This is a genomic window from Streptomyces sp. NBC_01296 (assembly GCF_035984415.1).
Taxonomy (GTDB): Bacteria; Actinomycetota; Actinomycetes; order Streptomycetales; family Streptomycetaceae; genus Streptomyces.
On sequence record NZ_CP130720.1, the window covers coordinates 4,688,216 to 4,714,471 of the forward strand.

General features: G+C 70.6%; 25 protein-coding genes and 7 tRNA genes. 17 read left to right on the forward strand and 15 right to left on the reverse strand.

The window, feature by feature from the left end:
* Positions 1 to 81 precede the first annotated feature (81 nt).
* From OG299_RS21245 to OG299_RS21270, 6 genes are all read right to left on the reverse strand, one after another.
* Positions 82 to 157, reverse strand: a tRNA-Gly gene (locus tag OG299_RS21245).
* Between the two features lie 24 nt (positions 158 to 181).
* Complete coding sequence (locus OG299_RS21250; RefSeq protein ID WP_266627837.1) at positions 182 to 793, reverse strand: response regulator transcription factor; 612 nt, start codon at positions 791 to 793, stop codon at positions 182 to 184.
* Positions 790 to 2,028, reverse strand: coding sequence for a sensor histidine kinase (locus tag OG299_RS21255; RefSeq protein ID WP_327362305.1), 1,239 nt, complete (start codon positions 2,026 to 2,028; stop codon positions 790 to 792). Before OG299_RS21255 ends, OG299_RS21250 begins: the two co-directional genes overlap by 4 nt.
* A gap of 183 nt (positions 2,029 to 2,211) precedes the next feature.
* Positions 2,212 to 2,284, reverse strand: a tRNA-Gly gene (locus OG299_RS21260).
* Between the two features lie 80 nt (positions 2,285 to 2,364).
* Positions 2,365 to 2,436 (reverse strand) — tRNA-Gly (locus OG299_RS21265).
* Positions 2,437 to 2,567: 131 nt separating this feature from the next.
* On the reverse strand, positions 2,568 to 2,885 hold the full coding sequence (locus OG299_RS21270) for a histone-like nucleoid-structuring protein Lsr2 (RefSeq protein WP_266627841.1): 318 nt from the start codon (positions 2,883 to 2,885) through the stop codon (positions 2,568 to 2,570).
* A gap of 346 nt (positions 2,886 to 3,231) precedes the next feature.
* On the opposite strand from OG299_RS21270, the gene purS reads away from it, so the two are divergent.
* From purS to OG299_RS21300, 6 genes are all read left to right on the forward strand, one after another.
* Positions 3,232 to 3,483: a phosphoribosylformylglycinamidine synthase subunit PurS gene (purS, locus tag OG299_RS21275; protein WP_008740952.1), complete on the forward strand. Its 252-nt coding sequence runs from the start codon at positions 3,232 to 3,234 to the stop codon at positions 3,481 to 3,483.
* 2 nt (positions 3,484 to 3,485) lie between these two features.
* On the forward strand, positions 3,486 to 4,166 hold the full coding sequence (gene purQ / locus OG299_RS21280) for a phosphoribosylformylglycinamidine synthase subunit PurQ (protein ID WP_327362306.1): 681 nt from the start codon (positions 3,486 to 3,488) through the stop codon (positions 4,164 to 4,166).
* Positions 4,163 to 6,412, forward strand: coding sequence for a phosphoribosylformylglycinamidine synthase subunit PurL (gene purL, locus OG299_RS21285; protein WP_327362307.1), 2,250 nt, complete (start codon positions 4,163 to 4,165; stop codon positions 6,410 to 6,412). Before purQ ends, purL begins: the two co-directional genes overlap by 4 nt.
* A gap of 86 nt (positions 6,413 to 6,498) precedes the next feature.
* The gene (locus OG299_RS21290) at positions 6,499 to 6,993 is read left to right on the forward strand and encodes a hypothetical protein (protein WP_327362308.1); all 495 of its coding nucleotides are present in this window, start codon (positions 6,499 to 6,501) and stop codon (positions 6,991 to 6,993) included.
* Complete coding sequence (locus tag OG299_RS21295) at positions 6,974 to 7,756, forward strand: maleylpyruvate isomerase family mycothiol-dependent enzyme (RefSeq protein WP_327362309.1); 783 nt, start codon at positions 6,974 to 6,976, stop codon at positions 7,754 to 7,756. Before OG299_RS21290 ends, OG299_RS21295 begins: the two co-directional genes overlap by 20 nt.
* A 38-nt stretch (positions 7,757 to 7,794) precedes the next feature.
* Entirely contained in the window at positions 7,795 to 8,601 is an 807-nt protein-coding gene (locus OG299_RS21300) for an META domain-containing protein (protein WP_327362310.1), read from the forward strand.
* Positions 8,602 to 8,635: 34 nt separating this feature from the next.
* On the opposite strand, the gene OG299_RS21305 is transcribed toward OG299_RS21300, so the two are convergent.
* A complete protein-coding gene (locus OG299_RS21305; protein WP_327362311.1) occupies positions 8,636 to 10,057 on the reverse strand; it encodes a sulfatase family protein in 1,422 nt (473 codons plus the stop codon).
* 116 nt (positions 10,058 to 10,173) lie between these two features.
* Positions 10,174 to 10,269: a putative leader peptide gene (locus tag OG299_RS42775; protein ID WP_350325720.1), complete on the reverse strand. Its 96-nt coding sequence runs from the start codon at positions 10,267 to 10,269 to the stop codon at positions 10,174 to 10,176.
* Positions 10,270 to 10,417: 148 nt separating this feature from the next.
* On the opposite strand from OG299_RS42775, the gene purF reads away from it, so the two are divergent.
* Entirely contained in the window at positions 10,418 to 11,935 is a 1,518-nt protein-coding gene (purF, locus tag OG299_RS21310) for an amidophosphoribosyltransferase (RefSeq protein ID WP_266627855.1), read from the forward strand.
* 105 nt (positions 11,936 to 12,040) lie between these two features.
* The gene (gene purM, locus OG299_RS21315) at positions 12,041 to 13,111 is read left to right on the forward strand and encodes a phosphoribosylformylglycinamidine cyclo-ligase (protein ID WP_266627856.1); all 1,071 of its coding nucleotides are present in this window, start codon (positions 12,041 to 12,043) and stop codon (positions 13,109 to 13,111) included.
* Between the two features lie 139 nt (positions 13,112 to 13,250).
* Here purM and OG299_RS21320 read toward each other — a convergent pair whose 3' ends face one another.
* Positions 13,251 to 13,517, reverse strand: coding sequence for a DUF3073 domain-containing protein (locus OG299_RS21320; RefSeq protein ID WP_030292353.1), 267 nt, complete (start codon positions 13,515 to 13,517; stop codon positions 13,251 to 13,253).
* A 280-nt stretch (positions 13,518 to 13,797) separates the two neighbouring features.
* Positions 13,798 to 14,925: a Leu/Phe/Val dehydrogenase gene (locus tag OG299_RS21325; protein ID WP_327362313.1), complete on the reverse strand. Its 1,128-nt coding sequence runs from the start codon at positions 14,923 to 14,925 to the stop codon at positions 13,798 to 13,800.
* 193 nt (positions 14,926 to 15,118) lie between these two features.
* Here OG299_RS21325 and OG299_RS21330 point away from each other — a divergent pair, with 193 nt between their 5' ends.
* Positions 15,119 to 15,973 carry a DUF8083 family protein gene (locus tag OG299_RS21330; protein ID WP_327362314.1) on the forward strand — a complete coding sequence of 285 codons (855 nt, stop codon included), beginning with the start codon at positions 15,119 to 15,121 and terminating at the stop codon, positions 15,971 to 15,973.
* Between the two features lie 558 nt (positions 15,974 to 16,531).
* Entirely contained in the window at positions 16,532 to 16,738 is a 207-nt protein-coding gene (gene bldC, locus OG299_RS21335) for a developmental transcriptional regulator BldC (RefSeq protein WP_003949541.1), read from the forward strand.
* Positions 16,739 to 17,323: 585 nt separating this feature from the next.
* Here the strand turns inward: bldC and OG299_RS21340 are convergent.
* A tRNA-Asp gene (locus OG299_RS21340) sits at positions 17,324 to 17,397 on the reverse strand.
* 69 nt (positions 17,398 to 17,466) lie between these two features.
* Entirely contained in the window at positions 17,467 to 21,402 is a 3,936-nt protein-coding gene (hrpA, locus tag OG299_RS21345; protein WP_327362315.1) for an ATP-dependent RNA helicase HrpA, read from the reverse strand.
* A gap of 388 nt (positions 21,403 to 21,790) precedes the next feature.
* Between hrpA and OG299_RS21350 the strand changes: the two genes are divergently transcribed.
* Genes OG299_RS21350 through OG299_RS21360 form a run of 3 tightly spaced genes read left to right on the forward strand, consistent with a single transcriptional unit; the run spans position 21,791 to position 23,656 of the window.
* The gene (locus tag OG299_RS21350) at positions 21,791 to 21,949 is read left to right on the forward strand and encodes a hypothetical protein (protein ID WP_266627866.1); all 159 of its coding nucleotides are present in this window, start codon (positions 21,791 to 21,793) and stop codon (positions 21,947 to 21,949) included.
* Positions 21,950 to 22,004: 55 nt separating this feature from the next.
* Positions 22,005 to 22,814 (forward strand): DsbA family protein, encoded by an 810-nt coding sequence (locus OG299_RS21355; protein WP_327362316.1) that lies wholly within the window; start codon positions 22,005 to 22,007, stop codon positions 22,812 to 22,814.
* A complete protein-coding gene (locus OG299_RS21360; protein ID WP_327362317.1) occupies positions 22,811 to 23,656 on the forward strand; it encodes a cytochrome c biogenesis CcdA family protein in 846 nt (281 codons plus the stop codon). The genes OG299_RS21355 and OG299_RS21360 overlap by 4 nt, the downstream gene beginning before the upstream one ends.
* Positions 23,657 to 23,692: 36 nt before the next feature.
* Here the strand turns inward: OG299_RS21360 and OG299_RS21365 are convergent.
* The 3 genes from OG299_RS21365 to OG299_RS21375 all read right to left on the reverse strand — a co-directional run bounded on the left by OG299_RS21365 (position 23,693) and on the right by OG299_RS21375 (position 23,977).
* A tRNA-Phe gene (locus OG299_RS21365) sits at positions 23,693 to 23,769 on the reverse strand.
* Between the two features lie 22 nt (positions 23,770 to 23,791).
* Positions 23,792 to 23,865: transfer RNA gene (locus OG299_RS21370), tRNA-Asp, on the reverse strand.
* A 39-nt stretch (positions 23,866 to 23,904) separates the two neighbouring features.
* Positions 23,905 to 23,977 (reverse strand) — tRNA-Glu (locus OG299_RS21375).
* Positions 23,978 to 24,105: 128 nt separating this feature from the next.
* Here OG299_RS21375 and OG299_RS21380 point away from each other — a divergent pair.
* The 4 genes from OG299_RS21380 to OG299_RS21395 all read left to right on the forward strand — a co-directional run bounded on the left by OG299_RS21380 (position 24,106) and on the right by OG299_RS21395 (position 26,064).
* Complete coding sequence (locus OG299_RS21380; protein ID WP_030160118.1) at positions 24,106 to 24,456, forward strand: metallopeptidase family protein; 351 nt, start codon at positions 24,106 to 24,108, stop codon at positions 24,454 to 24,456.
* Positions 24,453 to 24,950, forward strand: a complete 498-nt coding sequence (locus OG299_RS21385; RefSeq protein WP_327362318.1) for a FluC/FEX family fluoride channel — start codon at positions 24,453 to 24,455, stop codon at positions 24,948 to 24,950. The genes OG299_RS21380 and OG299_RS21385 overlap by 4 nt, the downstream gene beginning before the upstream one ends.
* Positions 24,947 to 25,321, forward strand: a complete 375-nt coding sequence (locus OG299_RS21390; RefSeq protein ID WP_266627876.1) for a fluoride efflux transporter FluC — start codon at positions 24,947 to 24,949, stop codon at positions 25,319 to 25,321. The genes OG299_RS21385 and OG299_RS21390 overlap by 4 nt, the downstream gene beginning before the upstream one ends.
* Positions 25,322 to 25,551: 230 nt before the next feature.
* A complete protein-coding gene (locus OG299_RS21395) occupies positions 25,552 to 26,064 on the forward strand; it encodes a hypothetical protein (RefSeq protein ID WP_266627878.1) in 513 nt (170 codons plus the stop codon).
* Positions 26,065 to 26,256: the final 192 nt, after the last annotated feature.

A 26,256-nucleotide genomic window follows, 5' to 3' on the forward strand; every position in this document is an offset into this window, starting at 1 on the left:
GGCGTGGACGCCGGGCCCCGGCCCGGTCCCGGTCCCGGAACACGAAGAAGCCCCCGGTCAGATGACCGGGGGCTTCTTCGATGGAGCGGACAACGCGACTCGAACGCGCGACATCCACCTTGGCAAGGTGGTGCTCTACCAACTGAGCTATGTCCGCAGGTGCGCCGTAGCGCGAGAACCACTATACCCAACCTCGCTCGCGTGCGAGACGCACTGCCGTGTGACGGTTCTCCGCGCCGAGCTTCGAGGCCGCCGACGACAGGTAGTTCCGCACGGTCCCCTGCGACAGCGAGGCCCGCTCCGCGATCTCCGCGACCGGCGCCCCGTCCCCCGCGAGTTCGAGCACCTCGGCCTCGCGCGCGGTCAGCGGGGAGTCCCCCGCACTGATCGCGTCGGCCGCCAACTCCGGGTCCACATAACGCCCTCCGGCGTGCACGGTCCGGATCAGCTCGGCCAGCCGCTGCGCCGACACGGTCTTCGGTGCGAAGGCCCGCACCCCTGCCGCAAGGGCCCGCTTCAGGTGCCCGGGGCGCCCGTGGCTCGTCACGATCATGGTCTTGCAGTCGGGGAGTTCGGCCCGCAGCGATGTGGCCACGCTCACACCGTCCGCCCCCGGCATCTGCAGGTCGAGCACCGCCACGTCCGGCCGGTGGGCGCGCGCCATCGCGAGGGCCTCCGGCCCCGAGGCCGCTTCCGCGACGACCAGCAGATCGTCCTCCAGGGCCAGCAGCGCGGCGAGCGCGCCGCGGATCAGGTGCTCGTCATCGGCCAGCAGTACGCGTACGGGGCTCACGCCCGCACCTCCAGTCCTCGCAGTTGTCCGCCCGGGATCCGCGCCCGCAGCCGGAACCGGCCGCCGTCGACCGGGCCCGCCTCCAAGGTGCCGTCCAGCACCGCGAGCCGCTCCCGAAGTCCCGCGAGCCCGGAGCCCGGCGGTCCGGCCGGCGCCTCGGGGGCCCCGTCGTTCTCCACCACCAGCGTCAGGGCGCCCTCGTCGGGCGCCGTCAGCCGGATCACACAGCTGCGGGCGTCCCCGTGCCGCAGCACGTTCGTGGTCGCCTCCCGGACCACCCAGCCCAGCGCCGACTGCACCTCGGGGCGCAGTGCGCGGCCGGCCTCGATCTCGACGCGGCACTCCATCCCGGCCGCGCTGAGCACCCCGCGGGCGCCTTCCAGCTCCGCCGTCAGATCCGCCTCGCGGTAGCCGCGCACGACGTCCCGTACCTCGCGCTGCGACTCCCGGGCGATCCGCTGGACCTCGATCATCTGGTCCACGGCCTCCGGGCGTTCACGCCGGGCCAGCTGGACCGCCAGCTCGCTCTTGAGCGCGATCACCGCCAGATTGCGGCCCATCACGTCGTGCAGGTCCCGCCCGAAGCGCAGCCGCTCCTCGGCGACGGCCAGCTGCGCCTGGAGCTCCCGGGCCCGCTCGAGCTCGTGGACGGTGTTCAGCAGCCACCCGGAGAACCCGTAGGCCAGGCTCATGAACAGGCCGCTCAGCAGGACTCCGACCGCGTAGCCGGCGACCTCGCCCGGGGGCAGGCCGAGGGCGACCATCACGACGGCCGTGCCGGCCGTCGCGGCCGGGGCGACGCACCACATGCGCCGGACCCTCTTCAGGCACAGCACCAACGATCCCGTGGCGAAGCAGCTCATGCCGATCACCAGGGACGGGGCCGCCGACGCGTCGATGTGCCCGGTCTTGCGCAGGACGAGGGCGGCGAGGCACGCGACGGCCGTCAGGACCGCCGTGGCCACCGCGAGCCGCACCGGCCGCGCCCGGCGCCCGACCAGCCAGTCCAGTGCCCTGGAGGAGAGGAACGCGACCAGCACGGAGTGCGCGCACAGTGCCGGGAAGAACGCGGCGGCCACGGGACGCGAGGACGTCCGCACCGCCGCCGAGCCGACCAGGGGCAATCCGAACGACATGATCTCGATCAGTACGAAGAAGTGGAACGAGCAGCGTGTGTACAGCTCGACCTTCCCCGCACTGCTGCGGTTCTTCCACCATCCGGTCAGCTTCGACACAGTCCCAGTCCCCCGATCACGCTCCGGCGGTCGCCGGCCGTGCACGACTCCAGCCTCGCGGCGGCCCGCGGGCGGCATCAGTGCGCGCCGTCATCTCCCCCGATGACATTTGTCAGCACAAGCCGATTGCACGCAAGGCATACGACAAAGGCCCTGATCAATGATCAGGGCCTTTGTACGCTGAGCGGACGACGCGACTCGAACGCGCGACATCCACCTTGGCAAGGTGGTGCTCTACCAACTGAGCTACGTCCGCATGCTTGCGGCAACACGAATGTCGCTGCGATGCGTGCATCACTCTACCTGATCCACAACCGTGGTCGGTAAAGCGTGCAGAGCGGGTGACAGGGATCGCACACTGCGCCTTCCTCCTGGAAGGAGGATGTTCTGCTACTGAACTACACCCGCACGACCTTCGGGGCTTTGACCTTGCGGTCTGGCCCCTCGGCGTGATCCACACACTAGCGGACCGGAGGGGGTGGATGGCAAATCGGCCCCCTCCGGGCCTCGTTAGCGGGCCCCGCTGGGCCCCGCCGGCCTCAGTGCGCCTCGTTGTACGCCGCGTAGACCCGCTTCGGGATGCGGCCGCGCGGCGGCACGTCGAGGTCGTTGGAGCGGGCCCAGGCGCGTACGACCGCCGGGTCCGGGGCCAGCGAGGTGTGCTTGTACGTCTTCCCGGAGCGGGCCTGGCGGCGGCCGGCGGCCACGAAGGGCTCGAGGCTCTTCCGCAGTTTCTCTGCGTTGGCCAGATTGAGGTCGATCTCGTACGACTTACCGTCCAGGCCGAACGTGACCGTTTCCGCCGCTTCTCCGCCGTCGATGTCGTCGGAGATCGTGACTACTACGCGCTGCGCCACGGATATCGGTCCCTTCGTGCGACGCCACTCACACGTTGGACGTGCGGTGATGTCGCCTGTGTGGATGTTTCGGAGCAATGCAACTTTCCGCCCCGGGTCGAGAGGCTACAAATGCCGCCGATCCGGTGGAATCCTTTGTACCGCGATTCCCATTGCATTGCGAAGCCCAGTTAATTGTCTCCGCGTGTCCTGCCGCAATCCCGGGCACGTGGTTTTCCGGTGGATTTTGCGAAGCGTTGGTGAAGCCGAAACGGGCGGACGATCGCGGCCGAAGGATATCTACCCGCGTAGAAATTTCGGACGGGTACGCTGAGGGAACCGCCTTCGCACCAACCACCCATCGGGAGTGCCAGTGGCACGCGTCGTAGTCGACGTCATGCTCAAGCCGGAGATCCTCGACCCTCAGGGCCAGGCGGTGCAGCGTGCACTGCCGCGCCTTGGCTTCGAGGGGATCGCCGACGTCCGCCAGGGGAAGCGCTTCGAGCTCGAGGTGGAGGGACCGGTCGACCAGGCCGCCCTCGACCGCATCCACAAGATGGCCGAAACGTTCCTCGCCAACACCGTCATCGAAGACTTCACCGTGAAGGTCGAGGCCTGACGGTGACCACTCGCATCGGAGTCGTCACGTTCCCCGGAACGCTCGACGACCGTGACTCGCTGCGCGCCGTCCGCCTCGCGGGGGCCGAGCCCGTCTCGCTGTGGCACCGCGACAAGGACCTGCACCAGGTCGACGCGGTCGTCCTCGCGGGCGGCTTCTCCTACGGGGACTACCTGCGCGCCGGAGCCATCTCCCGGTTCTCGCCGGTGATGGAGACCATCATCGAGCAGGCCAAGGGCGGCATGCCCGTCCTGGGCATCTGCAACGGCTTCCAGATCCTCACCGAGGCCCACCTGCTGCCGGGGGCGATGCTCCGGAACAACCACCTGCACTTCATCTGCCGCGACCAGAAGCTGCGGGTGGAGAACGCGGAGACCGCGTGGACCGGCGACTACACCGCCGGCCAGGAGATCTCCGTACCGCTCAAGAACATGGACGGCCGGTACGTCGCCGACGAGCACGTGCTCGACGAGCTCGAGGCCGAAGGCCGCGTGGCCTTCCGCTACGTCGACGTGAACCCGAACGGGTCGCTCCGCGACATCGCCGGCATCACCAACGCCGCGGGCAACGTCGTCGGCCTCATGCCGCACCCCGAGCACGCGGTGGAGCCGCTGATCGGGACGGGCCGCACCGACGGCCTCCCGTTCTTCACCTCGGTCCTGAAGAAGCTGGTCTCCGCATGAGCCTCGACACGGTCAAGAACGCCACCGAAACCCCGGACGCCTCCCAGCCCTGGAAGGAACTCGGCCTCAAGGAGGACGAGTACGCCCGCATCCGGGAGATCCTCGGCCGCCGCCCCACGGGCGCCGAGCTCGCCATGTACTCCGTCATGTGGTCCGAGCACTGCTCGTACAAGAGCAGCAAGGTCCACCTGAAGCAGTTCGGCGAGAAGGTCCCCCAGAACGACGCCATGCTCGTCGGCATCGGCGAGAACGCCGGCGTCGTCGACGTCGGCCAGGGCTACGCGGTCACCTTCAAGGTCGAGTCGCACAACCACCCGTCGTACATCGAGCCCTACCAGGGCGCGGCCACCGGCATCGGCGGCATCGTGCGCGACATCCTCGCCATGGGCGCCCGCCCCGTCGCGGTCGTGGACCCGCTGCGCTTCGGCGCGGCCGACCACCCCGACACCAAGCGCGTCCTGCCGGGCGTGGTCGCGGGCATCGGCGGCTACGGCAACTGCCTCGGCCTGCCCAACATCGGCGGCGAGGTCGTCTTCGACGCCTGCTACCAGGGCAACCCGCTGGTCAACGCCGGCTGCATCGGCGTGATGAAGCACGAGGACATCCACCTCGCCAAGGCCTCCGGCCCCGGCAACAAGGTCATCCTCTACGGCGCCCGCACCGGCGGCGACGGCATCGGCGGCGTCTCGGTCCTCGCGTCCGAGACCTTCGACGACACGAAGCCCACCAAGCGTCCCGCGGTGCAGGTCGGCGACCCCTTCCAGGAGAAGCTCCTCATCGAGTGCACCCTGGAGATCTTCAAGGAGAAGCTCGTCGCGGGCATCCAGGACCTCGGCGGCGCCGGGCTCTCCTGCGCCACGTCCGAGCTGGCCTCCGCCGGTTCCGGCGGCATGCGCGTGGAGCTGGACACCGTCCCGCTGCGCGACGCGACGCTCTCGCCCGAGGAAATCCTCATGAGCGAGTCGCAGGAGCGCATGTGCGCGATCGTCGAGCCGCAGTACGTCGACCGCTTCATGGAGATCTGCGAGAAGTGGGACGTCATCGCCACCGTCATCGGTGAGGTGACCGACGGCGAGCGCCTGGAGATCTTCTGGCACGGCGAGCAGATCGTGGATGTGCCCCCAGGCACCGTCGCCCACGAGGGCCCCGTCTACAACCGCCCCTACGCGCGCCCCTCCTGGCAGGACGCGCTCCAGGCGGACGACGCCGGCAAGCTCCCGCGCCCGCAGACCTCCGAGGAGCTGCGCGCGCAGGTCCTCGCGCTGGTCTCCTCCCCGAACCAGGCCTCGAAGTCCTGGGTCACGGACCAGTACGACCGCTTCGTGCAGGGCAACACGGTGCTCTCGCAGCCCGAGGACGCCGGCATGGTCCGCATCGACGAGGAGTCCAACCTCGGCGTGGCCATGGCGACGGACGGCAACGGCCGCTTCGCGAAGCTCGACCCGTACACGGGCGCGCAGCTCGCGCTGGCGGAGGCGTACCGCAACGTCGCCGCGACCGGTGCCAAGCCGCTCGCCATCTCCGACTGCCTGAACTTCGGTTCCCCCGAGGACCCGGGCGTCATGTGGCAGTTCGCCGAGGCCACCCGCGGTCTCGCGGACGGCTGCCTGGAGCTGGGCACCCCGGTGACCGGCGGCAACGTGTCGCTGTACAACCAGACCGGTGACGTCGCGATCCACCCGACCCCGGTCGTGGCGGTCCTCGGCGTGATCGACGACGTCAACCGCCGTACGCCGATGGCGTTCGCGGAGGCCGGCCAGCTGCTGTACCTGCTGGGCGACACGGCCGAGGAGTTCGGCGGCTCGGCCTGGTCCCAGGTCGTCCACGACCACCTCGGCGGCATGCCGCCCAAGGTGGACCTGGGCCGCGAGAAGCTGCTCGGCGAGATCCTGATCTCGGCGTCCCGCGACGGCATGGTCGACGCGGCGCACGACCTGTCCGACGGCGGCGTCATCCAGGCGCTCACCGAGTCCTGCCTGCGCGGCGGCAACGGTGCGCGGGTCGTGGTGCCGGAGGGTCTGGACGCGTTCACCTTCCTGTTCTCCGAGTCTGCCGGCCGGGCCATCGTGGCCGTCCCGCGCAGCGAGGAGCTCCGCTTCACCGACATGTGCGGTGCGCGGGGCCTGCCCGCCACCCGCATCGGCGTGGTGGACGGCGAGGAGATCGAGATCCAGGGCGAGTTCACGATCCCGCTCGCGGAACTGCGTACCGCGCACGAGGCGACGATCCCGGCCCTGCTGGCCTGATCTCGCCTGCACCGCCCGGCGGTTGTAGTGATTCCGTGCCCTCGCAGGCCTTCTGACCTGCGAGGGCACGTCCGCATACTGACGCGGTGAAGGACATAGGGCGCGGCCTCACCGCACGGCGCGCCGCCCGGCGGCTGCACGACGGACCGCAGCCGGTGCTGCGCGTCGCAGTCCGCCGCCGCGCCCGCGGGTCCACCTGGCTGGTTGCGGACGCCGCGGCGACCACGGCCCCGCCCCTGATCGGCTTCCGCAGCCGGTTCGAGGACACCCACCGCGTCCGGTTCCGGGGCGGCCGGATCCTGCTGGGCGGCCCGGAGAGCCGGCTGCGCGCCGAGCACCACGGCATCGACGACACCCGTGAGCCCTACGAGGCGATCCTGTACGGAGTGCCCTGCGAGGGAGCCGAGGTGCTCCTCGAGTACGCCGTCCACGCCGTCCTGTCCGGCAGCAGCACGATCGCCTCCGAGCTCACCGCCGCTCCGCTGCTGCCGGTCCGCCTCCACCGTCTGAAGCCGTGGAAGCCGGCTGCGGCGGCGGCGACCGATCGGGCAGACTCCCTCCATGGCACCCAAGATCCGTAAGTACGACGCCGCCAGGGTCCGTACGGCCGTCACCGCGCAGTTCGGGCATGTGGCCGAGGCCGTACGGGGGTTGACCGACGAGCAGCTCGCGCGGCCCAGTGGCCTCGGGGACTGGACCGTCGCCGATCTCGCCGCGCACATCGCGTGGATCGCGGACTCACTCGCGAGCGGACTGGCCCGGCCCCCCGCCGCCGTGCCGGAGCTGACGGCCGTCGAATGGCCCTTCGCCACCGCCTCCCTCGCCGGGAAGATCGCCGAAGCGGCCAAGGAGACCCTCGAGGGCGCCCCGCTGCCCGAGCTCTACGAGCGGGCCGGCGCCCGCATGGCCGAGGCGCTGGCCGAGAACCCCGGCAGCCGGGTGCTCGACCTGTGGATCGGGGACATGACCCTGGCCGACTTCCTCGTCACCCGGACCGTGGAACTCGTGGTCCACACCGACGACCTGGCCCGGGCCGCCGGGGTGGACATCCCGATCGAGCGGCAGGCCCTGGCCGCCTGCACCCGGCTGCTCGCCGACGCCCTCGCGCTCAAGGCCCCGGGCGCCTCGGTCGAGGTGCGGATCCCGCCCTTCGCGGTGGTCCAGTGCATCGAGGGGCCCCGCCACACCCGCGGCACCCCGCCGAACGTGGTCGAGACGGACCCGCTGACCTGGATCCGGCTGGCCACCGGGCGTACGGACTGGGCCGCGGCCGTCGAGGGCGCGCAGGTCAGGGCCAGCGGGGAGCGGGCCGACCTGGCGGCGCTGCTGCCGGTGATGCGGTGAGGGTGGAACCGCCCGCCGGACCCGCCCGTCCCAGGAACATGGGTACCCATCGGCACGTCCCCACCGGCCTGGCCGTCGCATCGGCATTCGCGCTCGTCCTCACCGCCTGCAGCCAGGGCGGGGAGAGCGAGACCCGTGTGCTTCCGGACCTCAAGGGTTCCTGGGCCGTCGAGTCCCTGACCACCGGCGGCCGCACCCTGCACGCGCCCGACAACGCCCGCCTGGACCTCGCGGAGAAGGAGGCCACGGTCAACTACGGCTGCAACGGCTTCAAGGCGGCGGTCGCCTTCGCCGGCACCTCCGCGGTGACGGTCACCCCCGGCCCCACGACCCTCACGTCCTGCGCGGACATGGAGTTCGAGAAGGAGTTCGCCAAACTCTTCACGGGCCGGCTGACCATGGACCGGGGGCCCGACCGGCTCACCCTGAAGACCGCCGACGGGAGCACGATCGCGATGAGCACGAAGCCCCCGGTCCCGGACTCCCGCATCACGGGCACCGAGTGGATCGTCGAGTCCCTGATCAGCGGCGACAGCGTGTCCCCGCTGCCCGCCGAGGCCGCGGGCAAGACACGGTTCCTGCTGACTGCCGACCTCGCCGCGAGCGGCAGCCTCGGCTGCAACCGGTTCAGCGCCCAGGCCACCGGCGACGGAGCCCAGCTCACCTTCGGGCCGCTGACCACGACCCGGATGGCCTGCGAGGGTCCGGTGGGCGAGGTCGAGCGGACGCTGACCGAGCTCTTCGCCGCCTCCCCGCTCACCTGGCACATCGAGGGCCGGAGCCTCACCCTCACCGCGCCCGACGGCAAGGGCCTGACCGCGAGGGCCGCCTCGACCGTGGAATGAGCGGAACGACCCGCCGCACCCGGCACCCGGGACGTCACGCCGGGTAGGGCAGCAGACCCGCGTCCGTCTTCTCCCAGGCCGCGCGCAGCTCCGCGAGCCGGGCCGGTTCCAGGGCCGCCTTGTCGGCCTGCTCCCGGGCATCCCCGGCCAGGTGGAACAGCTGGTCCCGGCCCGTCTTGCCGCGGTAGTACTTCCAGTCCCCCCGGCGCAGGGCCCGCTCGCCGCGCACCCGCCAGAACAGGTTCCGCTCGGCGGTCTTCTCGCCGCGCAGCAGGTACCCGGCCAGGCTGGCCCCGTCCAGCGGGTAGGCCGGGTGCGGCCGGGCTCCGGCCAGCTCCAGCAGGGTCGCCGTCCAGTCGGGGGTGAAGACCGGGACCCGGCTGACCTGGCCGCCGTCGATCCGGGCCGGCCAGCGCACGATGTTCGGCACCCGGATCCCGCCCTCCTGGAGGGAGGCCTTGTTGCCGGAGAGCGGCCAGTTGTACGAGAACCGCTCGCCGCCGTTGTCGCTGGAGAAGACGATCAGGGTGTCGTCCGCCTGCCCCGAGCGCTCGAGCGCCTTCAGCACCTCGCCGATCGAGCGGTCGAGGTCCTCGACCATCTGCCGGTACTTCTCGACGGAGCCCCCGTCCTGGTGCCACAGCGCCCGGGCGTCGCCCGCCTTGATCCGGCGCTCGACCTCGGCGCTCGCCCCGGTGTCCCCGTCGGCGATCCACGGCCAGTGCGGGGTGGTGAAGTTGAGGTTGAGCAGCCACGGCTTGCCGCCATGGTCGCGGGAGACGTACTCGGCGGCCCGCTCGGTGATGATCCGCGTGTAGTAGCGCAGGTCCTTGTAGGTGGCGTCGCCTTCGTAGAGGTCGTATTCGCCGCCGAGGCCCAGCTTGGAGTAGTACTCCAGGGCCCCGCCGAAGTTGCCGAAGAACTCGTCCCAGCCCGACTTGGTCGGACTGTGGTCGGGCAGGTAGCCGCAGTGCCATTTGCCGATCAGCGCGGTCGCGTAGCCCGCGTCGCGCAGCAGCGAGGCCAGCGTCGGGTGGGTGGGCTCCAGGCCGACGCTCTTGTCGGCGATGGGCTCGGCGAGGCCGCCCTCCACACGGCCCGGGTAGCGGCCCGTGTACAGGCTGAACCGCGTCGGTGAGCAGGTGGCGGAGCCGGAGTAGGCATCGGTGAAGCGGACGCCCTGGCGGGCCAGCCGGTCCAGGTTCGGGGTCTTGATGTGCGGGGAGCCGTACGAGGACAGGTCGGCCCAGCCGAGGTCGTCGCCGAGGACGAACAGGATGTTGGGCCGCCGGGAGTGCCGGCCGCGGGCGGCGCGGAACTCCCGTTCCTGCGGCCCGGCGGTCTCCTGGGCCGCCTGGGCGGGGGCGGCGCCCAGCCCCACGGCCGCCGCGGCCGCGGTCGCTCCGACGGCGCCGCCGAAGGCACGCCGGGACAGGTGGTTGTCGTACGAAGGCACAAGTACTCCAGGGCACGGCTCGGCCACCCGGCCCGGCGGGCGCGCAGGACGGCGCGCGGCACGGCGGGGCAGGGGCGGCCGGAGCGGAAAAAAGAAAAGGGAAAGGAGAGTTGCGGCTACGCGGAACAGCGACAGATGGCGCTCGCGACACGGACCAGGTCTACGTGGCGGCGCTCGACGAGGGTGACGGAACGGTCACCGAGAGGCTGCATGGGCCGAGAGCCTGTACGAATGCCCTCGTAGATGTCAACAAGGTGATCCGAATGCCGAGACGGAGCCGTCCGGTCACCCTCTGTGCTGTGACATTTCCCGGCCGTCCCCAATTCGGACCAGTGGTCGATCTCGCCTACACTCGGAAGCGTGCCTCGTGGTGATGGACGACTCAACCACGACCTGCTCCCCGGCGAAAAGGGCCCCCAGGACGCTTGCGGCGTCTTCGGTGTCTGGGCTCCGGGTGAAGAGGTCGCCAAGCTCACCTACTTCGGACTGTATGCGCTGCAGCACCGTGGACAAGAGTCCGCGGGAATCGCTGTGAGCAACGGTTCCCAGATCCTCGTCTTCAAGGACATGGGCCTCGTTTCCCAAGTCTTCGACGAAACCTCTCTCGGCTCGCTCCAGGGTCATATCGCGGTCGGTCACGCCCGCTACTCGACCACCGGAGCCTCCGTCTGGGAGAACGCGCAGCCCACTTTCCGTGCGACCGCCCACGGCTCCATTGCCCTGGGTCACAACGGCAACTTGGTGAACACCGCCGAGCTCGCCGAGATGGTCGCCGACCTCCCCCGTCAGGACGGCCGTGCCACCCAGGTGGCGGCCACCAATGACACCGACCTGGTCACCGCCCTGCTGGCCGGCCAGACGGACGACGACGGCAAGCCCCTGACGATCGAGGAGTCGGCCACCAAGGTCCTCCCGAAGGTCAAGGGTGCGTTCTCGCTCGTGTTCATGGACGAGGGAACCCTCTACACCGCCCGTGACCCGCAGGGCATCCGCCCGCTGGTCCTCGGCCGCCTGGAGCGCGGCTGGGTGGTCGCGAGTGAGACCGCCGCCCTCGACATCTGCGGCGCCAGCTTCGTCCGCGAGGTCGAGCCGGGCGAGCTCATCGCGATCGACGAGAACGGTCTGCGCACCTCCCGCTTCGCGGAAGCAAAGCCCAAGGGCTGTGTCTTCGAGTACGTCTACCTGGCGCGCCCGGACACCGACATCGCCGGCCGGAACGTCTACCTCTCGCGTGTCGAGATGGGCCGGCGACTGGCCAAGGAAGCCCCGGTGGACGCCGACCTGGTGATAGCGACGCCGGAATCCGGCACGCCCGCCGCGGTCGGATACGCCGAGGCCAGCGGGATCCCGTACGGATCCGGCCTGGTCAAGAACGCCTACGTGGGCCGGACCTTCATCCAGCCCTCGCAGACGATCCGCCAGCTGGGCATCCGCCTGAAGCTCAACCCCCTCAAGGAAGTCATCCGGGGCAAGCGCCTGGTGGTCGTGGACGACTCGATCGTCCGCGGCAACACGCAGCGCGCCCTGGTCAAGATGCTCCGCGAGGCCGGCGCGGCCGAGGTCCACATCCGGATCTCCTCGCCGCCGGTGAAGTGGCCGTGCTTCTTCGGCATCGACTTCGCCACCCGGGCCGAGCTGATCGCCAACGGCATGACGGTCGACGAGATCGCCACGTCGCTCGGCGCGGACTCGCTCTCGTACATCTCGCTCGACGCGATGATCGAGGCGACGACCATCCAGAAGCCCAATCTCTGCCGTGCCTGCTTCGACGGCGTGTACCCCATGGAGCTGCCCGACCCGCAGCTCCTGGGCAAGCAGCTTCTGGAATCCGAGCTCGCGGGCGGCACCGACGCCGCCGACGCGCTCCGGCGCCCGTAGCGCCGCGGCCCGCATCCCCTGCTCCACCTGCGCCGGGCCCTGCCTTTCAAGCTTCTCCCAGGGCCCGGCACCACAAGCAGTAACGACACGAAAGCTCTCCCTGTCATGACAGAGAAGACCACCGGTGCCAGCTACGCAGCCGCAGGCGTGGACATCGAAGCGGGAGACCGCGCCGTCGAGCTGATGAAGGAGTGGGTGAAGAAGACGCAGCGCCCCGAGGTCCTCGGCGGCCTCGGCGGGTTCGCCGGCCTCTTCGACGCCTCCGCCCTCAAGCGCTACGAGCGCCCGTTGCTGGCCTCCGCGACCGACGGGGTCGGCACGAAGGTGGACATCGCCCGCCAGCTGGGCGTGTACGACACCATCGGCCACGACCTGGTCGCGATGGTCATGGACGACATCGTCGTCTGCGGCGCCGAGCCGCTCTTCATGACCGACTACATCTGCGTGGGCAAGGTCCACCCGGAGCGTGTCGCGGCGATCGTCAAGGGCATCGCCGAGGGCTGCGTCCTCGCCGGCTGCGCCCTGGTGGGCGGCGAGACCGCCGAGCACCCGGGTCTGCTGGGCCCGGACGACTTCGACGTGGCGGGCGCCGGCACCGGTGTCGTCGAATACGACCGCCTGCTCGGCGCGGATCGCATCCGTACGGGTGACGCCGTCATCGCGATGGCGTCCTCCGGCCTTCACTCGAACGGGTACTCGCTCGTCCGGCACGTCCTCTTCGAGCGCGCCAAGATGTCCCTCGAGCAGCACGTCGAGGAGCTCGGCCGGACCCTCGGCGAGGAGCTCCTGGAGCCGACCAAGATCTACTCGCTGGACTGCATGGCCCTCACCCGTACGGCCGAGGTCCACGCGTACTCGCACATCACCGGCGGCGGTCTCGCGGCGAACCTGGCCCGGGTCATCCCGGACCACCTGCACGCCACGGTCGACCGATCGACCTGGGCCCCGGGCGCGATCTTCGACCTGGTCGGCAAGGCCGGGCAGGTCGAGCAGCTGGAGCTGGAGAAGACCCTGAACATGGGCGTCGGCATGATGGCCGTGGTCCCGCAGGAGTCGGTGGACGTGGCACTGACCGCGCTGGCCGACCGGGGCGTGGACGCCTGGGTCGCGGGAGAGATCCTGGAGCGCGGTGCGCACACCGAGGGTGCGACCCTGACCGGCGCGTACGGGAGCTGACCAGCCGGGACGGCGGCGACCAACACTGAAACCCGGTCCGGGGCGAGGCCCTGGACCGGGTTCTTGTGTTGCTCAGCCGGGGTCAGTCACTGACTGGCCGCCACCTGTGGTGCAGACGCGAAAGAGACGCAGGAGAGCGTCAAGCGCCGCGGCGCTGGGCCGACGGACCGGACTCTTCGTCCTCGTCGTCGTCATCATCGCTGTTGTACAGATCCGCGTACTTGGCGTACGGGTCGTCGTCGTCCAGATCGTCATCGACTTCGACCGGCTCGCTGACAGGCAGCAGCGGTTCCGTCGGCGATGCGCCCAGCTCATTGGCCAGACGCGAGAGGTCAGTCCCGCCGCTGTTGTACTTCAGCTGGCGGGCGACCTTTGTCTGCTTGGCCTTGGCCCGGCCGCGCCCCATGGCTCGACCCCCTCGGTGACGGGGCTCGACGGCCCCAGAGTCTGACACGCGTTCATGGTTCGGAGCGGGCTCTCCGTGGAGAGACCGTCCGTAGGGGTTTAACGGTACCTGCTTCCGCGGCCATACGGTACGCCGCCCGCATGACGTGCCCCGGAGCAGGACCAATGAGGCACCCCGTCCTCGCTGGTCAGCTGCGATTTTAACCCTTTCCTGGCGGGCGACCCGCCGAAGTGCAGTGAGTTCCGTCTCGCCGCAACCCCGGCGGGCGCACGTCAGGTCCCTACAGGGCCGGGACGGAGCCCTTCGCGGCCTTCGCGGCGCGGGCGTCCGCCATCCGCTGCTCGGCGATCCGGTCGGCCGCCGCGGCCGGCGGGATCCCGTCCGTCTTCGCGCGAGCAAATATGGCCAGGGTGGTGTCGAAGATCTTCGCGGCCTTGACCTTGCAGCGGTCGAAGTCGAAGCCGTGCAGTTCGTCGGCGACCTGGATGACCCCGCCCGCGTTCACCACGTAGTCGGGCGCGTAGAGGATCCCGCGGTCCGCGAGGTCCTTCTCCACACCCGGGTGGGCGAGCTGGTTGTTCGCGGCGCCGCACACGACCTTGGCGGTCAGGGCGGGTACCGACTCGTCGTTCAGCGCGCCGCCGAGTGCGCAGGGGGCGTAGATGTCCAGGCCCTCGGTGCGGATCAGGACGTTGGTGTCCGCCACGGCGGTGACCTGCGGGTGCTTGTCGAGGATCCGGCGCACCGACTCCTCGCGGACGTCCGTGATCACGACCTCGGCACCGTCCTCCAGGAGGTGCTCGACCAGGTAGTGGCCGACCTTGCCAACGCCGGCCACGGCGACCTTGCGGCCGCGCAGCGTCGGGTCGCCCCACAGGTGCTGGGCGCTGGCCCGCATGCCCTGGAAGACACCGAACGCGGTGAGGACCGACGAGTCGCCGGCGCCGCCGTTCTCGGGGGAGCGGCCGGTCGCCCAGCGGGTCTCGCGGGCCACGATGTCCATGTCCGCCACGTACGTGCCGACGTCGCAGGCCGTCACGTAGCGGCCGCCGAGGGACTCCACGAACCGGCCGTAGGCCAGCAGCAGTTCCTCGGACTTCAGGACGTCCGGGTCCCCGATGATCACGGCCTTGCCGCCGCCGAGGTCGAGACCGGCCATGGCGTTCTTGTACGACATGCCGCGCGAGAGGTTCAGCGCGTCCATGACGGCCTCCTCGTCGGAGGCGTACGCGTGGAAGCGGGTACCGCCGAGGGCGGGGCCCAGAGCGGTGGAGTGGATCGCGATGACGGCCTTCAGGCCGGAGGCTCGGTCCTGGCACAGCACGACTTGCTCGTGGCCGCCCTGTTCCGAACGGAACAGGGTGTGCAGGACGCCGTCGGTCATTTCGGTCACGGTGGTGACTCCCATGGAAGAGATGCGGCGGAATGACGCCCGCCCTGCGGGTGGGGGAGGGCGCGCTGGGAGCAGCGTAAGACCTGCAGGGCGTGTGCAGTCGACCTGTCCGGAGATCGAAACACTCCCGGAGTATGAGCGGCCGGTCCTGGAGGTCCGGCGGACACCCGGCGGAGTAGCGCCGGGCGGTCCGGGGGAGTACGAGAGCGTGAGCGAAACCCCCGACCCCAGGCTGCCCTCGGCGCGCTCGGCGCCGACCGTCCCGTACGCCTCCTACCTGCGCGTCTACGAGCCCCTGGCCGCTTTCGCGGAGCCGGAGCGCACGCACTGGGCCTCGTACGCCCGGCGCGGGGTGGTCCCGACCGCCCAGGACGAACTGCGTCGCTCCCTCTCCGACTTGGTCCGGGTCCCGGTGGTCGGGGTGCCGGCGCACGAGAGCGCGGACGCGTTCACGGCGGAGGTGGACGGGGTGCTGCTGGTCTGTCCGTGGCGGACCAGGCTGCGCGGCTGGCTGGCACTCCAGGAGCTGGTCGAGCAGTTCCCGCTGCCCGTGCTGGACGCGGCGCTCCCGCCGGTGGCGAGGCGGCGGGCGGCCGAGGAGTACGAGCGCTGGCGCGAGCGGAATCCGGATGCGCGCCCGTGGATCCGTACCGGGGTGTGGCACGTGCCACTGCGTTGGTTCGTACTGGTGGCCGACGACGAGCGGGAGTACCTGCCGGGCGAGCGGATGCGCTACCGGACGCCGATGGTGCAGGCCCGGCGGCGACTCGCGCGGGGGCTGCGGACGCTGCGGGAGGCCGACGGGTACGGGGGGCTCGCGGACGGGCTGGTGGAGGTCGGCAGCTGGCTGGAGGAGTTCCACCCGCGCTCGATGGTCGAGCTGGACTACGGAGGCCTGGTGCACGCGCTGCCGGCGGACCGGCTGCGCGCCGACCGCTCCGCTCGGGACGTGGCGGCGGGGATCGCGGCGCTGCGGGCCGGGGACGAGGCCGGGGCGGCGGAGGCGTACGAGGAGCTCGCGGAGCGCTGGCGGGAGGTCCGGGAGAGACTGTTCGCGAATTGACCGGAAGCGGCGGTGGAGGGCGCCGGCGAGGGCGTCGCGTACCGTGCGTATCGGTCGATCAGCCACAAGTGGCTGATCGGAGGCTTGATCACCACATTCAGGCCTTAGTGCCAGGACCTACGTCCCGATACGGGCCATTGGCCCAAGCGTGACGGACCGCACTTACTACACCCTTGCGCCCTTCCCCTACCCTCGTGCCAAAATAGGACAAGGAGTCCGGGGAGGGTTCCTTCCGCCCAACTATGGGCGGAATGCTCGGCATTGCACTCTACGGGGGGTCCTGACGACTCCTGATCGCTCTGTGACTGATCGTCACAGTGGGGTGACTGTCCGTTATGGGACGGTCCATCGGCTTCCGCCGCTGATGAACACCTCGGAGGGCAATTCCATCGGTTTGGCCGTCGAGGCTGGACGGATGGTGTAGTTGTAGTGCCGAGGACAAGCCGTTCGTCCTATAACCGACTCGGCCCGCGTATGTCCATTTCGGGCAACGCGGGCCAAGGTGCAGAATTTAGAGGAAAGAACCGAGATGGTTCGGTTCTCCCGAGGAGGCCGCTCATGACCGCTCGCACCCCTGATGCCGAGCCGCTGCTGACCCCGGCTGAGGTTGCCACGATGTTCCGCGTGGACCCGAAGACGGTCACCCGCTGGGCCAAGGCTGGCAAGCTCACGTCCATCCGCACCCTGGGTGGACACCGCCGATACCGCGAGGCCGAGGTTCGCGCACTGCTCGCGGGAATTCCGCAGCAGCGCAGCGAGGCCTGAGGTCGCGCAAGCACGTAAGCACCCCGCTTTACCGGGCTTGAATCGGGTCCCCCAATCCGATGAAACCCACATGGCTTCAAACGCTCGGACCTGCCCCAACAGGTTCTCGGCGTTCGATCGCGCTGGACTCCGCCGGGTCCAGCGCGATCTTTTTTTATGTCCGGGGACGGCGGAATCGGGCTGGTGCGGGGCGCCGACGGAGTGGGTGCCATTGCACATATTAAATCGAGCACGCGTATGGGTGCGATAAATGTGCGAGTCTCAAAAACTCATGTGGTGACTCCCGTCACAGGCTGTCACTCTTGTACAACCCGCAATGCACCCGTAAGGGGACGTGCGTCGCAGAGTGCCTCATGCGGATGGGGGATTTTCGCTGCGGATGCCCGGGCAGGGCCGAGGTGAACCCCCAGGGACCCCCAGGAGCCTCTGGCGGCCCCTGAGCGGCCGCCGGGGCCCTCAAGGGGGCGCGCAGCGGCGGCGGATGGGCCGGCGGGCCGGGCGGACGGTGTGGCGGGGTGGGGTCGGAAGGTGCCGACAACGCATCAGGGCCCGTATCCCTGGGGGATACGGGCCCTGATGTTGTTGCGAACCTGACGGGACTTGAACCCGCGACCTCCACCTTGACAGGGTGGCGAGCTAACCAACTGCTCCACAGGTCCTTGATTTGCGGCCGTTGGGCGGCTGCGAATCAGACTGTACCCCAGCTCAGGGGGTGCAGTCGAACCCGATCAGCGGGCGGGGCCCGGGGCCGCCGCGTCCACCGCCTTCACGATCCGTTTGTCGGAGACCGGGTACGCCGTTCCGAGCGCGTGCGCGAAGTAGCTGACCCGGAGTTCCTCGATCATCCAGCGGATGTCGGTGACCGCGGAGGGCACCGGCCGGCCCTTCGGCAGCTGCTCCAGCAGCCACGCGTACTCGTCCTGCATCTCGTGGACCTTCTCCATGCGCGTGGTGTCGCGCTGGGCGCCCGTCGGCATCTGCTGGAGCCGCCGGTCCACCGCCACCAGGTAGCGCATCAGGTCCGCAAGCCGCCGCAGGCCCGTCAGGGTGACGAAGCCGGCCGGCACGAGGGCCGCCAGCTGCCTCTTCACGTCCTGCACGTTCGCCACCAGGGCCAGGCTGTTCACGGCCTTCAGGCGGCGCTCACAGGCCTGCCAGGCGGCCAGTACCTGCTGCACCTGGCCCACCGTCCGCACGGTCGTGTCCACCAGGTCGGCGCGTACGGCCTCGTAGAGCGCGCGGAAGCCCGCCTCGTCCCAGGCCGGGCCGCCGTGGTCGGCGATCAGCTTGTCGGCCGCGGCGGTCGCGCAGTCGTCGAACAGCGCCTGGATGGAGCCGTGCGGATTGCGGGACAGGGCCAGCTTCTGCTGGTTGGTCAGGTGGTCCGAGGCGAACTTCGCCGGGTTCACCGGGATGTTCAGCAGGATGAGGCGCCGGGTGCCCAGCCACATCGCCTGCTGCTGCTCGGCCTCCGTGTCGAAGAGCCGTACGGAGACGCTCGCACCCTCGTCCACCAGCGCCGGGTACGCCTTCACCGGCTGCCCGGCCCGCCGGGTCTCGAAGACCTTGGTCAGCGTGCCGATCGTCCAGTCGGTCAGACCGGTGCGCTCCAGCGACTCCCCGCCCGCCCGCTCGGCGGTGGCCGCGGCGGCCTTGGAGAGGGCCTGGCGGGCCTTCGGCTTCAGCTTCAGCCGCAGGGCCTCCAGGTCCTTGTCCTCGGCGAGGTTCTTGCGGCGCTCGTCGATGATCCGGAAGGTGATCTTCAGATGGTCCGGGATCCGGGACAGGTCGAAGTCCTCGGCGGAGACCGGGACCCCGACCATCCGCTGGAGCTCGCGCGCCAGGGTGGCCGGCAGCGGCTCCTGCAGCGGCACCGCAGTGTCCAGGAAGCGGGTAGCGAAGTTCGGCGCGGGCACGTAGTGCCGGCGGATCGGCTTCGGGAGGGACCGGATCAGCTCGGTGACGACCTCGGCCCGCAGGCCCGGGATCTGCCAGTCGAAGCCCTCGCCGGTGACCTGGTTCAGCACATGGAGCGGGATGTGGACGGTCACGCCGTCCGCGTCCGCGCCGGGCTCGAACTGGTAGGTCACCCGGAACGTGAGCTGCCCCTGCCGCCAGGAGTCCGGATAGTCGGCCTTGGTGACCCCGGCCGCCTTCTCCGTGAGCAGCATCTCGCGCTCGAAGTCGAGGAGTTCGGGCTCCTCGCGCTTCTTGTGCTTCCACCAGGAGTCGAAGTGCGCCCCGGAGACCACGTGCTCGGGGATCCGCTGGTCGTAGAAGTCGAAGAGGGTCTCGTCGTCGACCACGATGTCGCGGCGCCGCGCCCGGTTCTCGAGCTCCTCGACCTCGGTGAGGAGCTTGCGGTTGTCGGCGTAGAACTTGTGGTGCGTGCGCCAGTCGCCCTCGACCAGTGCGTTGCGGATGAACAGCTCGCGCGAGACCTCGGCGTCGATCCGGCCGTAGTTGATCTTCCGCTGGGCGACGATCGGCACGCCGTACAGCGTGACCTTCTCGTACGCCATGACGGCCGCCTGGTCCTTCTCCCAGTGCGGCTCGCTGTACGTGCGCTTGATCAGGTGCTGGGCCAGCGGCTCGACCCACTCGGGCTCCACCTTGGCGTTGACCCGGGCCCACAGCCGCGAGGTCTCCACCAGCTCGGCCGACATGAGGAACTTCGGCTGCTTCTTGAAGAGCGCCGAGCCCGGGAAGATCGCGAACTTGGCGGAGCGGGCGCCGAGGTACTCGTTCTTGTCGGTGTCCTTGAGGCCGATGTGCGAGAGCAGTCCGGCCAGCAGCGAGATGTGCACGCTCGTCTCGGGGGCGTCGGCCTCGTTGACGTGGATGCCCATGCCCTTGGCGACCGTACGCAGCTGCGAGTAGATGTCCTGCCACTCGCGGATCCGCAGGAAGTTCAGGTACTCCTGCTTGCACATCCGGCGGAACGAGGACGAGCCGCGCTCCTTCTGCTGCTCGCGGAGGTAGCGCCACATGTTCAGGAACGAGAGGAAGTCGCTCGTCTCGTCCTTGAAGCGGGCGTGGTTCTGGTCGGCCTGCGTCTGCTTGTCCGAGGGCCGCTCGCGCGGGTCCTGGATGGACAGGGCCGCCGCGATGACCATGACCTCGCGGACGCAGTTGTTCTTGTCGGCCTCGACGACCATGCGGGCCAGGCGCGGGTCCACGGGCAGCTGCGAGAGCTGGCGGCCCATCTGCGTGAGCCGCCTCGACGGATCCTTCTCGGACGGGTCCAGGGCCCCGAGCTCCTGGAGCAGCTGGACGCCGTCGCGGATGTTGCGGTGGTCCGGCGGGTCGATGAAGGGGAACTTCTCGATCTCGCCGAGACCGGCCGCGGTCATCTGCAGGATGACGGAGGCCAGGTTGGTGCGCAGGATCTCGGCGTCCGTGAACTCGGGACGGGAGAGGAAGTCGTCCTCGGAGTAGAGCCGGATGCAGATGCCGTCGCTGGTACGGCCGCAGCGGCCCTTGCGCTGGTTGGCGCTGGCCTGGGAGATCCGCTCGATGGGCAGCCGCTGGACCTTGGTGCGGTGGCTGTAGCGGGAGATCCGGGCGTTGCCCGGGTCGATCACGTACTTGATGCCGGGGACGGTGAGGGAGGTCTCGGCGACGTTGGTGGCGAGAACGATCCTGCGCCCCGTGTGCTGCTGGAACACACGGTGCTGCTCGGCGTGCGAGAGGCGGGCGTAGAGGGGGAGGACTTCTGTGAACCGCAGGTTCCGCTTGTTCAGCGCGTCCGCCGTGTCGCGGATCTCGCGCTCGCCGGAGAGGAAGACCAGGACGTCGCCCGGCCCTTCGGACTGGAGCTCGTCCACGGCCTCGCAGATCGCGGTGATCTGGTCGCGGTCGCTCTCCTCGCTGTCGTCCTCGAGGAGCGGGCGGTAGCGCACCTCGACCGGGTACGTACGGCCGCTGACCTCGACGATCGGGGCCTCGCCGAAGTGCCGGGAGAACCGCTCCGGGTCGATGGTCGCCGAGGTGATCACGACCTTGAGGTCGGGGCGCTTCGGCAGCAGCTGGGAGAGGTAGCCGAGCAGGAAGTCGATGTTGAGGGACCGCTCGTGGGCCTCGTCGATGATGATCGTGTCGTACGCGCGCAGCTCGCGGTCCGTCTGGATCTCGGCGAGCAGGATGCCGTCCGTCATCAGCTTCACGAAGGTCGCGTCCTGGTCCACCTGGTCGGTGAACCGGACCTTCCAGCCGACCGTCTGGCCGATCTCGGACTTCAGCTCCTCGGCGATGCGCTCCGCGACGGTGCGGGCGGCGATCCGGCGGGGCTGGGTGTGCCCGATCATGCCCCGGACGCCGCGGCCCAGCTCCATGCAGATCTTGGGGATCTGCGTGGTTTTGCCGGAACCGGTCTCACCGGCGACGATCACGACCTGGTGGTCGCGTATCGCCTCGGCGATCTCGTCCTTCTTCTGGCTGACGGGCAGGTTCTCGGGATACGTGACCTCCGGCATCCGCGAGGCACGGCCGGCGAGTCGCGCGGCGGCCTTCTCGGCCTCCGCGGCGATCTCGTCGAGCACGGCCTGCTTGGCCTCGGGCTTGCGGATGCGGCGGGCGCCTTCGAGGCGGCGGCCGAGGCGGTGCGCGTCACGGAGGGAGATCTCACCGAGAAGCGTCTGCAGGGCGGCGAAGGAAGTAGACATACCTGATCGAGGATCTCACCCGCAGGTGCCGGGTGGCGAACGCATTTGTGCCCCCTCCCCGTACCATTTCGGGACGAGATCGCCTGAACCGACCCGCCGACCGAGTGAGAGGCCCGCCATGTCCCGCGTCCGTGGAGTGTGGTGGCTGCTCGGCGCCGTTCTCGCGGTCCTGGTGGGGTGCGCGGTGCCCGCGGCGCCGACTCCGCATTCGGGTCCGCTTCCGAGTGCGGCGTCCGCTTCGGCCTCCGCTTCGGCGGCCGGTTCGGCCGCAGCTTCGGCCGCAGCTTCAGCCGCTGCTCCGGCCACTGCTCCTGTCCACGCCGTGGCCTCCGCCGACCGGGGGCCCTCGTGTGATCCCGGGACCCGGGACCACGGGCAGGCCCCGGGCGTGCCGCCCCGCGGTGCCGGGGAGCACGCCCACGCCCCGGTGGGGCGGACCGCCGTGGAACAGGCCTGGGCGGACCGGGTGGCGCAGGTGCGGGTGCTCGTACGGGGGCCGGACCAGCCGGCTCCGGGGCCGGTGGAGCTGTCCGTGATGCGGGTGTAGAGGACCGGCCCTCCCGCCGGTCCACCTTCACCACGCGCAGCTCTGGAGCACCCGTATGTCCCCTTCCCCTTCCCGTCCGCGTTCCTCTTCTTCCGCTTCTTCTTCCGCTTCCGCGCGCAAGCGGCTGCTGATCTCCGCCGGGGTCGCGGTCGCCGCCGTCACCCTCGGGATCGTGTCCTGGCAGGCCACCGCGCCCGAGGACAGGCCCGCCCGGAACTCCTCCTCGGCCGCGGCCGCGCCCAAGGGCTCCGACGTCCACGCCGAGCTGGCGAAGCTGGCCCGCCGCGAGTCCGGCGACCAGCTCGCCGCCGGCCGGGCCGACGCCCCCGTCGTGCTGATCGAGTACTCCGACTTCAAGTGCGGCTACTGCGGCAAGTTCGCCCGCGACACCGAACCCGAACTGGTGAAGAAGTACGTCGAGGACGGCACCCTGCGCATCGAGTGGCGCAACTTCCCGATCTTCGGCGCCGACTCCGAGGCCGCCGCCAAGGCCGCCTGGGCCGCCGGGCAGCAAGGCCGGTTCGCGCAGTTCCACGCCGCCGCGTACGCCGACGGCGCCAAGGAGAAGGGCTTCGGCCAGGCGCGGCTGATGGAGCTGGCCCGCGAGGCCGGGGTCCCGGACCTGGAGCGCTTCCAGCGGGACATGGCCGGCGAAGCCGCCGCGGCCGCCCTGCAGAAGGACCAGGAGGAGGGCTACCGCATCGGTGTCAGCTCCACCCCGTCCTTCCTGGTCAACGGGCAGCCGATCGCGGGCGCCCAGCCGCTCGACGCCTTCGCCGCGGCGATCACCAAGGCCAAGGCGCAGACCAAGGCCCAGGCCGAGCCCCAGGCCGAGCCCCAGGCCGACGGCCGGGCCGCGCAGTGACCGGCGTCGGCGACATCGGATATCTGGCCGCACTGCTGGGCGGGCTGCTCGCGCTGCTCAGCCCGTGCAGCGCGCTGCTGCTGCCCGCGTTCTTCGCGTACTCGATCGACTCCGCCTCGCGGCTGCTGGCGCGGACCGGGATCTTCTACGCGGGCCTCGCGAGCACCCTCGTACCGCTGGGCGCGGCCGGCTCGTACGCCGGGCGGTTCTTCCACAGCAACCGCGACGGGCTGGTCCTGGCCGGCGGCTGGCTGATCATCGCGCTCGGGCTCGCGCAGATCCTGGGCCTGGGCTTCGCCTCGAAGCGGATCTCGGAGCTGTCCGGCCGGATCCGGCCGACCACCGCCCTGTCGGTGTACGCGCTGGGCGCGGTCTACGGGCTGGCCGGGTTCTGCGCCGGCCCGATCCTGGGCAGCGTCCTGACGGTGGCGGCGGTCAGCGGCAGTCCGGTCTACGGCGGCCTGCTGCTGGCGGTGTACGCGCTGGGGATGGCCGTACCGCTGTTCCTGCTGGCTCTGCTCTGGGAGCGGTTCGACCTGGGCCGGCGGCGCTGGCTGCGCGGGCGGGCCGTCCGGTTGGGCCGCTTCGAGCTGCACACCACCTCGCTGCTGTCCGGGCTGTTCTTCATCGCCCTCGGCGCGCTGTTCCTCGCGTACGACGGGGCGAGCGCGCTGCCGGGGCTGCTCGACGTGGACGACTCGTTCGCGGTGGAGCAGCGGGTCCGGTCGCTGGCGGACGCGGTCCCGGACTGGGCGCTGCTCGGGCTGGTGGCGGCGGGCGCGGCGGCCGTCGGTGTGACGCAGTGGCGTCGTCGTACCGGTCCCGAGAGCGGGGCGGAGTAACGCAGAAGGCCCCGTCCGATGGACGGGGCCTTCTTGTGGTGGCTGGGGCCGGGGTCGAACCGGCGACCTATCGCTTTTCAGGCGATCGCTCGTACCAACTGAGCTACCCAGCCACGAGACCGTTTCCGGCCTCAGCGATCCTGACGGGACTTGAACCCGCGACCTCCACCTTGACAGGGTGGCGAGCTAACCAACTGCTCCACAGGACCTTGCAGTGTGCGAGACCAAGTCTTGCACACGGTAATGCGTACCCCCAACGGGATTCGAACCCGTGCTACCGCCTTGAAAGGGCGGCGTCCTGGGCCACTAGACGATGAGGGCTAAAGGCCCGCCTGGGCGCTTTCCAGCGCGTCGGGGACGTGAGAAGCATATGGGATCCGGGGAGCTATCGCCAAAACGGTTTCTCCCCCGCAAGCCGGAGGCGCTCCCACCGGAGGGACAATGGCCGGGTGCTGGAGATGACGCGCGAGGAGTTCGAAGAGCTCGTCGCAGAGGCCCTGGACCGCATCCCGCCGGAGCTGACGCGGCTGATGGACAACGTGGCGGTGTTCGTCGAGGACGAACCGCCGGCGGATGATCCCGAGCTGCTCGGGCTGTACGAGGGGACCCCGCTGACGGATCGCGGCGAGTGGTACGCCGGGGTGCTGCCGGACCGGATCACGATCTACCGGAACCCCACGTTGCGGATGTGCGAGGACCGGGAGAGCGTGATCGCGGAGACGGAGGTCACCGTGGTGCACGAGATCGCCCATCACTTCGGGATCGACGACGAGCGGCTGCACGCGCTGGGCTACGGGTGACCGGCCCGCAGCCGGGCGTCGCCGGCCCCGCCGAGGCGATCGATCCGGACGTCGACCTCCATGTGCCGGGGCAGCGCGCCGAACGGCCGGGCCCGGTGCTCACCGCGATCGCCGCGGGCGGCGCGCTCGGATCCTCGGCGCGGTACGGGGCGGCGCTGCTGTGGCCGGCCGGGCCCGGGGGCTTCCCGTGGGCGACGTTCTGGACCAACGTGATCGGCTGCGCGCTGATCGGGGTGCTGATGGTGCTGATCAGCGAGGGCGGCCGGTCGGCGCCGCATCCGCTGGTCCGGCCGTTCCTCGGGGTCGGGGTGCTCGGCGGGTTCACCACCTTCTCCACGTACGCGGTGGACTTCTCGCGGCTGCTGGAGGAGGGGGAGCCCGGGACCGCGCTGGCGTACGCCGGGCTCACGGTGGTCGCGGCGCTGGGCGCGGTGTGGGCGGCGGCCTCGGCGACCCGCTGCGCGGCCCGCCTCGCACTGCGGGGGCGGGCGTGAACTGGCTGCTGGTGGTGGCGGGTGCCGTCGTCGGGGCGCCGCTGCGCTATCTGACGGACCGTGCGGTGCAGGCGCGGCACGACTCGGTGTTCCCGTGGGGGACGTTCGTGGTGAACGCGGCCGCCTGCCTGGTGCTCGGGCTGCTGACGGGGGCGGTGCTGGCCGGTGCGGCCTCGGCGCGGCTGAACCTGCTGCTGGGGACCGGGCTGTGCGGGGCGCTGAGCACGTACTCGACGTTCTCGTACGAGACGCTGCGGCTGTACGAGCGCGGCTGGCGGTTCCTGGCGGCGGCGAACGTGGCGGCCTCGGTGCTGGCGGGGCTGGGCGCGGTGACGCTGGGGTCGCAGGTGGCACGGCAGTTGTTCGCCTGAACCGGCCTGTTCTGACCGGGCCGGGCGGGCCGGGCCGGGCGGCCGGGACGTGCCGGTACGTGCCGGATCCGCCGGTGTGCGCCCGGCGGGGCGGCGGATTGCGGACAGGCGGTGTCCCCAAGGGCGTGTCCCTTACGGGGCAAAGGGAGTTGGGCACATTGACCCGCTCACCGCGGACCCTGACCGCCCTCCCTCGGCCACTGCCGGGGAGCCCCCCCAGGAGGTGCCCCGTGCGCCAGTTGTCCGCTTCCCTCCGACTGGCCGTCTCCGCGCTCGCGGTCGCGGCCACGGCGGGCTGCATGAGCGTCGGTGAGGACGGCGCGAAGCCCGGGCCCTCCTCCTCGGCGGACCGCAAGGCGGCCGCCGAGGCGACCGGAGGTTCCGTTTCCGGCAGGGGGTCGGGCGTCCACGGCAACGGCCGCGGCTCGAAGCCCGGCGCGGCGGGCGAGGAGGGCAAGCCGGCCGAGGACGGCAAGGCGTCCGGTGCCACCGGGGCCTCCCCCAGCCCGGGCGCGCCCGCCGGCAGGCCCGGAGCCCCGTCGCCGTCGGCGGGTCCGGGAGGCGGCGCCGGCGGCCAGGGTCCGCAGCAGCCGACCTCGGGCGGATCCGGAAGCGGTGGCTCTGGTGGGGCGCAGGTCCCGCCCCCTGTCCAGTCGCCGAGCCCGTTGCCGCCCGTGACTTCGCCCACTCCGCCCGCCCCGACGCCGCCCGCGCCGGAGCCCAGCGCCTCGCCCTCCGCGTAGCCGCGCGGCGGCTCCGGGAGCGGTCGCGGGCGGGTGCCCGCCCCCTGGATCGGCTGGATCGTCGCAGGTCAGGGCGGGTCTGGCCGGAACGACTTGCCAGACCCGGGGGAGGGTGCGTATGGTTATAGATCGTTTGATCCCATTGCCCGGCGCCGAATCCGAAGAGCGCCGTGTGGCGCGTACTCTCCCTAG